This is a genomic window from Sphingomonas sp. AOB5, from assembly GCF_029433115.1.
In the GTDB taxonomy this organism is placed as follows: domain Bacteria; phylum Pseudomonadota; class Alphaproteobacteria; order Sphingomonadales; family Sphingomonadaceae; genus Sphingomonas.
Map to the genome: position 1 here is coordinate 1 of NZ_JARNTV010000093.1, position 9,408 is coordinate 9,408.

Here is a 9,408-nt window from a genome sequence, read left to right on the forward strand (position 1 = left end):
GACCGCGCGCCCGCTCGATGCCGCCGAACTGCGCCGCCTGTCCGATGCGAGCGGATGCCGCCCGGGCGAGCTGAAGCCCGCCTATCACCGGCTCGATACGCGGACCGTGCTGGCGATGATCCCCTGCCTCGCGGGGCCGACCAATTCGCAGTTTCTCGCCTTCACCGTGCGCGGCGGCAAGACGACCCCGGCGCGGTTCGACCGGACGCCGGGCGGTCAGGACGCGGCGCCGGTGGTGGCGATCACCAACCATGCCTGGAGCAATGGCGAGCTGGTGAGCAGCGTGAAGAACAATGCCGGCGATTGCGGCACGTCGCAGATCTGGGTTTGGGACGGCGAACGCTTCCGCATGACGCTGACCAACGAACTGGGCGCGTGCTGGCGCGGCGGGCTGTGGCTGACCAGCTACCGCGCCAATCCGGTGTGGAAATAGAGATTCTTTGTGCGGTTCAGCTAAGCTGAACCGGTTGCGGCACCGGCCCGCTCCCCCACCCGGCCTCCCACAGAATATGCTGAATGGGAGGCCGGGTGGGGAAGCGGGCCGGTGCCGCCGACAGCTAAGGCGCCCGGCGGATCGGCTGGGCTTCGCACAGAATCAGCGCGAACCAGTCCTGCGGATCGGTCCATTCCTCGATCGGGGTCCAGCCGCCTGCGCGCAGCAGCTGACGCGCGCCGTTGGGGCCGTATTTGTGGCTGTTCTCGGTGTGGATCGTCTCGCCCGCCTGCATCGCGAAGGGCCGCCCTTCCACGGTGAAGTCGATGTCGCGGATCGCCTCCAGATGCATCTCGATCCGTGCCGCGCCCGCATTCCAGATCGCACGGTGACGGAAGGCGTCGAGCGGAATGGTGCCGTCCAGCTCGCGATTGATCCGTTCGAGCAGGTTCAGGTTGAATTCGGCGGTCACGCCCTGCGCATCGTCATAGGCGGGGATCAGCACGTCGGGCGACTTGACCCGGTCCATCCCGATCAGCAGCCGCGCGCCATCACCCAGCCATTCGCGCATCGCCCGCAGCAGATCGACAGCGTGCCACGCATTCATGTTGCCGATGGTCGATCCGGGGAAGAAGCCGAGCTTGGGCAGGTTCTCGACCTGGGGCGGCAGCGGCACCGGGCGGAGGAAATCCGCTTCGACCGGCAGGACCGGGAGTCCCGGAAAGGCCTGGGACAATTCGCGGGCGGAATGGCGCAGGAAATCGCCGGAAATGTCGATCGGCACATAGGCGGCGGGATCGATCGCGCGCAGCAGCAGCGGCGTCTTGGCCGAGGAGCCGGAGCCGAATTCGACCACCGCCGCGTTGCTTGCGGCCAGCGCGCCGAGTTCGGGGCCGATGCGCTCAAGCAGCGCAGTCTCGGTGCGGGTGGGATAATATTCGGGGAGGTCGGTGATCGCCTCGAACAGTTCCGAACCGCGCCGGTCGTAGAACCAGCGCGCGGGGATGGCGCGCGGCGTGGCGGCGAGACCGGTCAGCACATCGGCGCGGAAATTGGGGTCCGCGAGCGACGCTTGGCCGTCTTCGATTTCCTGCTTCAGCATCTCAGACGTCCCTTGCCAGACGCACGCCGGTGAACTGCCAGCGCTGATGGGGGTAGAAGAAGTTGCGGTAGCTCGCCCGGGCATGGCCGCGCGGGGTGGCGCAGCTGCCGCCGCGCAGGACGAACTGCCCGCTCATGAACTTGCCGTTATATTCGCCGACCGCGCCTTCGGCCGCGCGGAAGCCGGGATAGGGGCGATAGGCGCTGCCGGTCCATTCCCAGACGTCGCCGAAGAATGCCGGACCGCCGGACGAGGGCCGCGGTTCGGTCGCGCCGGCCGCATCGAGCTGATTGCCGCCATCGGGATCGTGCGCGGCAGCGGCGGCTTCCCATTCGAATTCGGTCGGCAGGCGCGCGCCGGCCCAGCTGGCATAGGCATCGGCCTCGAAGAAGCTGACATGCGTCACCGGTGCCGCGGGATCGACCGGGCGGCGGCCATCCAGCCCGAAACGGGTCCATGCCCCGCGTTCCTGCCGCCAGTATAGCGGGGCCTCGATCCCCTCGGCCTGTACCCAGCCCCAGCCGTCGGAGAGCCATAGGGCCGGATTGCGATAGCCGCCATCGGCAATGAACGCGGCCCATTCGCCATTGGTCACGGTGCGATCAGCAATGGCGTGCGGGTGGAGCAGCACCTCGTGCCGCGGACCTTCGCAATCGAACGCGAAACGTGGCGAAGATTGCCTATCATCGTGACCGATGACCGCGATCCCCGCCGCGCCCTCGATCCAGACGATCTCGCCCGGCATCGCCACCGGCACCTTTGGCGCGGGAGCCCACAAAGCGGGTTCGAGCGGGTTCACCGAGAAATGGTGGAGGATATCGGTGAGCAGCAATTCCTGATGCTGTTCTTCGTGATTGAGGCCGAGTTCGACCAGCGCGAGCGCTTGCGGAGGAAGCGACGGGATCGCGGCGATCATCGCGGCATCGACTGCGGCGCGATAGGCGAGGATCTCGTCGAGCGACGGGCGCGACAGCATGCCGCGGCGGGGCCGGGCATGGCGCTGTCCCTCGGCCTCGTAATAGCTGTTGAACAGGAAGGGGTAGCGTTCGTCGTGGAGCGCATGGCCCAGCACATGGTCACGCAGCACGAAGGTTTCGAAGAACCAGGTGATGTGCGCCAGATGCCATTTGGCCGGGGACGCATCGTCCATCGACTGGATCGTGGCATCGGCATCGGAAAGCGGCGCGACCAGATCGGTGCTGAGCGTCCGGACCTGCTGAAACCGGGCAGCAAGCGAAGAATCGGCCGGGGCAAGATTTGTTCGCATTCTGTTCTCCTTTTCCAGAACGCGGCCGGCAAAGTCAACCGGCGATCGGTCAACAGATCGGCACGCAACCGGAACGTTTCAAGGAGATCAGCCTGCCCGCGAAGCTCCCGGAACCCACAGAACGTCGCCAGCCCCGCTTTGGTTCACCGCGCGCGCGGCGACGAACAGGAAATCCGACAATCTATTCAAATAGATCAGTACTTCGGGCCGGATGTCGACACTCTGACCGGCAAGGACCGCCGAACGCTCGGCCCGGCGCGCGATCGAGCGGGCCATGTGGAGCGCCGCCGCGCCCGGTTCGCCCGCGGGCAGCACGAAGCTGCGCAGCGGATCGAGCGCCGAATTCATCCGGTCGATCGAATGCTCGAGCCATTCGGACTGGGCCATGGTGACGCGCAGCGCATAGGTCTGATCGCCATCCAGCGGCGTCGCCAGATCGGCGCCCAAATCGAACAAATCGTTCTGGATCCGCGCGAGCATGCCGTCGAAACTCTCGGAATCGGGGAAATGGGTGCGCGCGACGCCGAGCGCGGAGTTCACCTCGTCGACATCACCGATCGCGGCCATGCGCGGATCGGATTTGGGCAGGCGCGACCCGTCGACAAGGCCCGTCGTGCCGTCGTCGCCGGTGCGGGTGTAGATCTTGTTGAGCTTGACCATCGGCGCTTTAGCGCCCGGCGGACAGCATCACGAGGATGAGCGCGATGATCGCGATCGCGCCGCCCTGAAGCAGGATGCGCTGACGCATCAGCTGCTGCGACTTGAGCGCGCGCTGGCTGGGGCCTTCGCCTTCCAGATCGGCGGTGGTGGTGCCGGCCATGTTCACCAGCCCCTTGATGAGCACGAACAGGACGGCGAGCACGGCCGCGACGAGCAGGATCGATAGAAACAGCAGCATGGGTTGCATCTAGTCCTTTGCCGGAACGATTCCAACCGGAAGCTGGCCGCGGCGAAGCTGGTCCGCCAGCGCGCGTCCGTCGACCCCGGCGAACCGCATCGCTTCGAGGGTCGGCGCGCCGTGGCGCTTGGCGAGCCGCTGGCCATCGGCGCCGGTCAGCAGGTCGTGGTGGCGATATTCGGGGGTAGGCAGATCGAGCAGCGCCTGGAGCAGCCGGTGGACATGGGTGGCGGCGAACAGATCCTTGCCGCGGATGACATGGGTGATGCCCTGCGCGGCGTCGTCGATGGTGACGGCGAGATGGTAGCTGGCAGGCGCGTCCTTGCGGGCGAGGACGACGTCGCCGTGGATCAGGGGATCGGCGGGGATCGGGACGCCATGGTCGTGCCAGATCAAATTCCCTCTCCCATCGGGAGAGGGAGGGAGCGCCGGAGGCGCGGAAGGGTGAGGGTGAGCGGTCGGCTGGTCACCCTCACCCTTCCCACCGTTTCGCGGCGGGCCCCTTCCCTCTCCCGATGGGAGAGGGAGAATTGCGAGCGCTCTTTCCATATCCAGCCGCCAACAATGCGGCTTGCTCAGGTCGGGCAATTCCAGTCCGCGGCACGTTCCCGGATAGATCGCGCCCTCGGGGCCGTGGGGAGCGGTGAGGCTGGCGGCGATATCGGCTCGGGTGCAGAAGCAGGGGTAGAGCAGGCCCATCTCCCGCAGGCGATCGAGGGCTGTTTCGTAGCGCGGCAGGCGTTGCGACTGGAACGTCACCTCCCCGTCCCATCTCAGCCCGAGCCATTCGAGGTCCGCCAAAATCGCGGCGACATGTTCGGGGCGCGAGCGGGTGCCGTCGATATCCTCGATCCGCAGCGTGAAGCTGCCCCCGGCATCGCGGGCGAAGTCATGGGCGAGGATCGCGGACCATGCGTGGCCCATATGGAGTCGCCCGGTGGGGCTGGGCGCGAATCGGCTGTGGATAACCATCAAACCGGCCCTTGACCACGAGTCGCGGCATATGCTGTCATACCCATGTCACGGTTCCGGGCGACTGGATCGGGCGTAGCAACAGGGGGCATGGCGCACGCATGTATCATCCCGATCTGATCCGTCATCCGGACAGTTGTCCCGCGCTCGTCCTGAATGCCGATTATACGCCGCTTTCCTATTATCCGCTGAGCGTGTGGCCCTGGCAGACAGCGATCAAGGCCGTGTTCCTCGATCGGGTGGACATTGTTTCGCATTACGAGCGCGAAATCCGAAGTCCCAGCGCGAGGCTGAAGATCCCTTCGGTCATCGCGCTCAAACAATATGTGAAACCTTCCAACTTCCCCGCTTTCACCCGGTTCAATCTCTTCCTTCGCGACAAGTTCGTCTGCCAATATTGCGGATCCCCTCGCGACCTGACCTTCGATCATGTCGTTCCCCGCGCGCAGGGCGGGCGCACCACCTGGGAAAATGTCGCGACTGCCTGTGCGCCGTGCAATCTCCGCAAGGGCGGACGCACCCCGAAACAGGCCGCGATGCCGCTGCATATCCAGCCGATCCGCCCGACCAGCTGGCAGCTTCAGGAACATGGTCGGCGCTTTCCGCCCAACCATCTGCACGAAACCTGGCACGACTGGCTCTATTGGGACGTCGAGCTGGAGGCTTAGTTTCCGGCGCGGAGAAATCGGTTGTGCCTCCGGCGCGCAGTGAGGCTAAGCTCGCCCGCAACAATCGGGAGCATGGGATGAGCGGGTTTCAGATCGATCGGCGGCGGGCGATTGCGCTTGGGCTGGGCAGCGGCGCGGCGCTGACGATCCCGTCCTGGGCATGGGCCGCGGCTGCCGATCTGGACGAAGCGGGTATCGACGCCATCGTGAAGCCGTTCATGGCGGCGTTCGAGACGCCCGGCATCGGCGTGGCGATCGTGCGGGCCGGCGCCGAGCCGTTCCTGAAGGGCTATGGCGTGCGGACCATGGGCAAGGCCGCGCCGGTGGACACCCACACCTGTTTCGGCATCGCTTCCAATTCGAAGAGCTTCACCGCCGCCGCGCTCGCGCTGCTGGTCGAGGAAGGCAAGATCGGCTGGGAAGACCCGGTCGTGAAGCATATCCCCGAGTTCAGGATGCACGATCCCGCGGTCACCGCGATGATGACCGTGCGCGACCTGCTGGTGCATCGTTCCGGGCTGCCGCTGGGTGCTGGCGACCTGATGTATTTCCCCGAATCCACTCATGTCGCGGCGGATGTGCTGAAGGCGCTGCCGCATCTGAAGCCCGCGCGCGGCTTCCGGGCGGGCTATGACTATGACAATATCCTCTATCTGGTCGCCGGGCTGCTGATCGAGCGGGTGTCGGGCCAGAGCTGGAACGCGTTTATCGGATCGCGCCTGCTGGCCCCGCTGGGGATGAGTGATGCGGTGACCACGCGCGGCGACCTGAAGACCGACAATGTGGTGGGCCGCCATGCCCGGCTGGGGCCGCCGGTGCGCGGGATCGGGCCGATGAAAGTAATCAAGGCCGACGAAAGCCCGATGATCGACGCCGCGGGCGGAATCAATGCCAGCGTGACCGACATCGCCAAATGGCTGCAGGTGCAGCTGGCGCAGGGCAAGCTGCCCGACGGCAAGGCGCTGTGGAGTCCGGCACAGGCGAAGGAGATGTGGACGCCGCAGGTGATCGTCGGATCGAGCGACGGGCCGACCGACGCCAATCCGGTGCGTTCGGTGCTGGGCACCTATGCGCTGGGCTGGTTCGTGCAGGATTATCGCAGCCGGCGGATGGTGTCGCATTCGGGCGGGCTTTCGGGTCAGGTGACGCAGACCGCGATGATCCCGTCCAAGGGCATCGGCGTGGCGGTGTTCAGCAATACCGAGGACGGCGTGTCGGGCGGCATCCGCAACGCGTTGCTCGATGCGCTGCTTGGCGCGCCTGCGTTCGACTGGGTCGGCAGCTATGTCGCGCGGACCAAGAAGGGCCAGGAAGATGCGCTGGCGCAGGTCTCGGGCGGGATCGACAAGGCGCCGCCGGGCGCGCCGAGCCTGCCGCTCAAATCCTATACCGGCCGCTATCGCGATGCCTGGTATGGCGACATCGTAGTGACCGAGAAGGGCGGCAAGCTCTCGATCGACTTCACCCCGACTCCCGTGTTCAAGAGCGTGCTCGAACCCTGGGGGCCGGACGCGTTCCGCACCCGCTTCGCGCAGGAAGCAGGCGAGGATGCGGTGGTCACCTTCGTGGTGAAGGACGGCGCGGTGACCGGCGTGACGATGAAGGCACTCTCGCCGCTGGCCGACTTCAGCTACGATTTCCACGACCTTTCGTTCGTGCCGGTGCGGTAGAATGTGCTGTATTATTGATATAATACACGGGTTGGGCTAGTTTCTGCCGCAACCTGACGGCAAGCTAGGGGCCGATGGCGAAGGACGACGACAGTTTCGAGCAGCGCTTTCCCCTGCGGCGGCCCGCGGCCCCGCAGGAACCGGCGCGCGCGCGGCCTGCCCCGGCACCGGTAAAGCCTGCCGTCACGAAGGCGGTGTTTCCGGCTGTCGAGGACAAGCCGAAACGGCCTTCGCCCAAGGCAGCGGCCGAGGCCGCGAGCGAGAAGGCGAAAAAGGCGATCGCGGCAGTCCAGAACTGGTTCGAGCCGCCCGAGCCGCTGGAGCTGACCGGGGGCATGCCGCCGCCCGAGGCGAAGGCTGCGAAGACAGTCCGGACCGCACCTCCGCCACCACCCCCTCCCCCGCCGCCGATCGATTTCGGCGCAATGGTGCCGGCGGGCGGCTATACCACCAACCTGCCGGTGGTGCGCCGCCGGTTCAACTGGTGGCGCTGGTCGATGCGCGGGCTGGGCGCGTTCATCATCCTGTTCATCCTGGCAGTGGCGTGGCTGGCGTTCACTGCGCCCTTGTCCAAGTCGCTCCAGCCGCCTGCGCCGCCCTCGATCACCCTGCTCGATTCCGACGGCAAGGAGATCGCCCGGCGCGGCGCGATCATCGAAAAGCCGGTCGACGCGGCGCAACTGCCCGATCATGTCCGCGAAGCGTTCATGGCGATCGAGGACCGGCGCTTCGAAAGCCATTGGGGCGTCGATCCGCGCGGGATCATGCGCGCCTTCATCCACAATATCAGCAATGACGGCGGATCGCAGGGCGGCAGCACGATCACACAGCAGCTGGCCAAGAACGCCTTCCTCAACTCGAACCGCACCGCGGCGCGCAAGTTTCAGGAAGTGCTGATCTCGTTCTGGCTCGAGGCGTGGCTGACCAAGAACGAGATCATGTCGCGATATCTGTCGTACGTGTATTTCGGCGACAATGTGTACGGGCTGCGCGCCGCGGCGCGGCACTATTTCAGCGTCGATGTCGAGGATCTGACGATCAGCCAGGCGACGATGCTCGCCGGACTCGTGCAGGCGCCGTCGCGGCTCGCGCCGACCGGCAATCTGAAGGGCGCGCGCGACCGGCAGAAGCTGGTGATCGCGGCGATGGTCGATGCCGGCTTCCTGACCAAGGGTGAGGCATCCGATGTGCGGCCCGCAGTGCTCAAGGTCGACAAGGTCAAGCAGCTGCCAAGCGGCGGCTATTTCGCCGACTGGGTGCTGCCCCAGGCACGCGACCGCGCGGGCGAGATCGCAACCGAGCAGCGCGTGCGCACCACGCTGGATTCGGGCATGCAGCGCGCCGCCGAGCGCGCGGTGCGCAGCGCCGGGCTGCGCGAGACGCAGATCGCGCTGGTGGCGATGCGACCCGACGGGCGCGTGGTCGCGATGGTGGGCGGCAACAGCTATGCCGCCAGCCCGTTCAACCGCGCGACGATGGCGCGGCGCCAGCCAGGATCGACCTTCAAGCTGTTCGTCTATCTCGCCGCGCTGCGCGACGGGATGACGCCGGATTCGATGGTGGACGATACGCCGCTGACGATCGGCGACTGGTCGCCCGAGAATAGCGGCGGGCGCTATTCGGGGCGGATCACGCTGCGCCAGGCCTTTGCCAGGTCTAGCAATGTCGCCGCGGTGCGGCTGGCGCAGGAAGTCGGGATCGCCAAGGTGATCCGCGAAGCGCGCAATCTGGGCATTTCCACGCCGATCGGCAACGAAGCCTCGATAGCGCTGGGCACCTCCACCGTCTCGCTGCTCGAGCTGACCGCAGCCTATGCCTCGATCGCCGAGGGCAGCTATCCGGTACGGCCGCGCGGGCTGGCCGAGAATGGCGAAGATCAGGACTGGCTGTCGCGGCAGCTGGGCGGGCCGACCGGCTATCCCGACCGCACGCTGGCGGATATGCGCAGCATGTTATCGGGCGTGGTGAACGGCGGCACCGGACGCAGCGCGAACCTGTCGATTCCGACCTTCGGCAAGACCGGGACGACGCAGAACGGGCAGGATGCGCTGTTCGTCGGCTATGCCGGCGATCTGGTGGTCGGCGTATGGGTCGGAAACGACGACAATTCGGCAATCCCCGGCCTGTCGGGCGGGGGCATGCCGGCGCGGGTGTGGCGCACCTTCATGATCGACGCACTCGATATCCCGGCCGTGGCGGCGCCGCCGCCCCTGATCGACAATGTGACCGAAGACGATTCGCCGGACCTTGGCGACGTGATCGACGGCATCATCAGCGGCAGCGACGTGCAGACTTCGGTCGACACCAATCCCGGCAATGCGCCGCCGCCTGCGCCCGACGACCGGCGCCGCGACGAACTGACGATTCCGGCGCGGCCCGGGGTCGAGGATCGCGGCGC

At 66.5% G+C, this 9,408-nt stretch carries 9 protein-coding genes; 4 read left to right on the plus strand and 5 right to left on the minus strand.

The window, feature by feature from the left end; genetic code table 11:
* Nucleotides 1-433, plus strand: a 433-nt coding sequence (locus tag P1X14_RS20795; protein WP_277317336.1) for a DUF1176 domain-containing protein, incomplete at its 5' end; no start/stop codon positions are given.
* 124 nt (nucleotides 434-557) lie between these two features.
* On the opposite strand, the gene egtD is transcribed toward P1X14_RS20795, so the two are convergent.
* From egtD to P1X14_RS20820, 5 genes are all read right to left on the minus strand, one after another.
* Nucleotides 558-1,535 carry an L-histidine N(alpha)-methyltransferase gene (gene egtD, locus P1X14_RS20800; protein WP_277317337.1) on the minus strand — a complete coding sequence of 326 codons (978 nt, stop codon included), beginning with the start codon at nucleotides 1,533-1,535 and terminating at the stop codon, nucleotides 558-560.
* 1 nt (nucleotide 1,536) lies between these two features.
* Entirely contained in the window at nucleotides 1,537-2,802 is a 1,266-nt protein-coding gene (gene egtB, locus P1X14_RS20805) for an ergothioneine biosynthesis protein EgtB (RefSeq protein WP_277317338.1), read from the minus strand.
* A gap of 87 nt (nucleotides 2,803-2,889) precedes the next feature.
* Entirely contained in the window at nucleotides 2,890-3,462 is a 573-nt protein-coding gene (locus tag P1X14_RS20810; protein WP_277317339.1) for a cob(I)yrinic acid a,c-diamide adenosyltransferase, read from the minus strand.
* Between the two features lie 7 nt (nucleotides 3,463-3,469).
* Nucleotides 3,470-3,700: an HIG1 domain-containing protein gene (locus tag P1X14_RS20815; RefSeq protein WP_277317340.1), complete on the minus strand. Its 231-nt coding sequence runs from the start codon at nucleotides 3,698-3,700 to the stop codon at nucleotides 3,470-3,472.
* Nucleotides 3,701-3,709: 9 nt separating this feature from the next.
* Entirely contained in the window at nucleotides 3,710-4,672 is a 963-nt protein-coding gene (locus P1X14_RS20820; protein WP_277317341.1) for a glutamyl-Q tRNA(Asp) synthetase, read from the minus strand.
* Nucleotides 4,673-4,773: 101 nt separating this feature from the next.
* On the opposite strand from P1X14_RS20820, the gene P1X14_RS20825 reads away from it, so the two are divergent.
* The 3 genes from P1X14_RS20825 to P1X14_RS20835 form a co-directional block, all read left to right on the plus strand.
* A complete protein-coding gene (locus P1X14_RS20825) occupies nucleotides 4,774-5,340 on the plus strand; it encodes an HNH endonuclease (protein ID WP_277317342.1) in 567 nt (188 codons plus the stop codon).
* 77 nt (nucleotides 5,341-5,417) lie between these two features.
* Complete coding sequence (locus tag P1X14_RS20830) at nucleotides 5,418-7,010, plus strand: serine hydrolase (RefSeq protein WP_277317343.1); 1,593 nt, start codon at nucleotides 5,418-5,420, stop codon at nucleotides 7,008-7,010.
* A 425-nt stretch (nucleotides 7,011-7,435) separates the two neighbouring features.
* Nucleotides 7,436-9,408: transglycosylase domain-containing protein (locus P1X14_RS20835; protein ID WP_277317344.1), on the plus strand; the 1,973-nt coding region annotated here is incomplete at its 3' end.

Bases quoted from the DNA above. Each gene is read 5' to 3' on its own strand.
- egtD (WP_277317337.1), bottom strand. From the start codon at position 1,535: ATGCTGAAGCAGGAAATCGAAGACGGCCAAGCGTCGCTCGCGGACCCC.
- egtB (WP_277317338.1), bottom strand. From the start codon at position 2,802: ATGCGAACAAATCTTGCCCCGGCCGATTCTTCGCTTGCTGCCCGGTTT.
- P1X14_RS20810 (WP_277317339.1), bottom strand. From the start codon at position 3,462: ATGGTCAAGCTCAACAAGATCTACACCCGCACCGGCGACGACGGCACG.
- P1X14_RS20815 (WP_277317340.1), bottom strand. From the start codon at position 3,700: ATGCTGCTGTTTCTATCGATCCTGCTCGTCGCGGCCGTGCTCGCCGTC.
- P1X14_RS20820 (WP_277317341.1), bottom strand. From the start codon at position 4,672: ATGGTTATCCACAGCCGATTCGCGCCCAGCCCCACCGGGCGACTCCAT.
- P1X14_RS20825 (WP_277317342.1), top strand. From the start codon at position 4,774: ATGTATCATCCCGATCTGATCCGTCATCCGGACAGTTGTCCCGCGCTC.
- P1X14_RS20830 (WP_277317343.1), top strand. From the start codon at position 5,418: ATGAGCGGGTTTCAGATCGATCGGCGGCGGGCGATTGCGCTTGGGCTG.